This window comes from Streptomyces sp. NPDC038707, assembly GCF_040636485.1.
In the GTDB taxonomy this organism is placed as follows: Bacteria; Actinomycetota; Actinomycetes; order Streptomycetales; family Streptomycetaceae; genus Streptomyces.
This window is the reverse complement of record NZ_JBEZUP010000100.1, coordinates 1-1,554: the sequence shown is the minus strand read 5'-3', so window position 1 is coordinate 1,554 and position 1,554 is coordinate 1. Positions and strand designations below refer to the sequence as shown.

Here is a 1,554-nt window from a genome sequence, read left to right as displayed (position 1 = left end):
CATCAACCGCAGCAACGGAGCCGACCCCGGATCAAAACGATCCACCCTGTCCCCCGCCAGCACCCCCTCCAACGCCTCCGCCCGCTCCCCCTCCGGCAGATCCCGCAGATCCACCTCACGCCACGGCAACTCCACCCCCTCCGCGACCAACTGCACCCACCCACCGGCATACGCGACAAACGCCGACCGCAGATTCGCATACCGCTCCAGCAACCCCTGACCCGCAGCCCGCAACCGCCCCGACTCCACCCGCCCCGACAGATGGAACACCAACTGCACCTGATACACATCCACCGCCGACTCCACGAACCTGCTGTGGAACAACAGACCCGACTGCAACGGCGTCAACGGCCACACATCCCGCAACCCCGGACACACCCGCTCCCACTCGACCAACTGCCCCTGACCCACAGACACCAACGGCACATCCGACGGCGTCAGACCCCCCGCCCCCGGCCGCCCCACATACTCGGCCAGCACCCCCAACGCCACCCGCCACCACCGCACCAGCTCCCGCACCTCCCCCTCACCAAACACACCCCGCGGGAACGAGAACAAGGCATCCAACCGCGGACCCTCAGCCGTGTCAGTCACATACGCGTTGATCTCCAACGCCGACATCACGGGCATGTCCCCATCGAACACCGCCCCCGCGTCATCCACATCCAGCACCTGCGACCAGCCCAGACCACGCAACTCCTCCGGCATGTCCGCCACCGAGAACCGGCCCAGATAATTGAAACCCACCTGCGGCTCCGGATACCCGGCCAGCACCCCACCGGTCTCAGCGTTCAAATACCGCAACAACCCATACCCCAGCCCCTTGTCCGGGACCGACAGCAACTGCTCCTTCACCGCCTTGACCACACCCCCCACAGCCCCACCACCGGCGAAAACCTCACCCAGATCGAACCCCGAAAGATCCAGACGGACCGGGAACATACTGGTGAACCAGCCCACCGTCCGCGACAGATCCGCACCCGGCACGACCCCCTCCTCCCGGCCATGCCCCTCAAGACGCACCAACAACGACTTCTCGTCACCCCCGCGCCACCGGGCCACCGCCATCGCCAACGCCGCCAGCAGACCGTCGTTCATCCCACCCCGGAACGCCGCCGGAATCCCCCTCAGCAACCCCTGCGTCACCGACACCGGCACCTCGACCCGCACCGTCTCCACCGTCCCCATCGTGTCCACCGACGGATCCGGACGCCGAGCACCCAACACAGGATCCGGCCCCTCCAACACCCCCTGCCAAAAACCCAGTTCCGCGACCCTCGCCGCCCCGGCCGCCTCCTCCACCAACGCATGCGCCCACCGACGCGCCGACGTCACCACCCCCGGCAACTCCACAGGCACACCCGCACGCACCCGCACCCACGCCGCCGCAAGATCCGGCAACAGAACCCGCCACGACACCCCATCCACCACCAGATGGTGCAACACCAGCAACAACCGTCCCCTGGACCCCGCGTCGAACCACACGAACTGCGCCATCACCCCGGCACCCGGATCCAACCGGCCCATCGCCGCGTTCAGTTCGGCAGACGCCAC

At 67.6% G+C, this 1,554-nt stretch carries 1 protein-coding gene; it reads right to left on the bottom strand.

Annotated elements, in window-relative coordinates:
• Positions 1–1,497: condensation domain-containing protein (locus AB0E62_RS39985; RefSeq protein WP_362206054.1), on the bottom strand; the 1,497-nt coding region annotated here is incomplete at its 3' end.
• Positions 1,498–1,554: the final 57 nt, after the last annotated feature.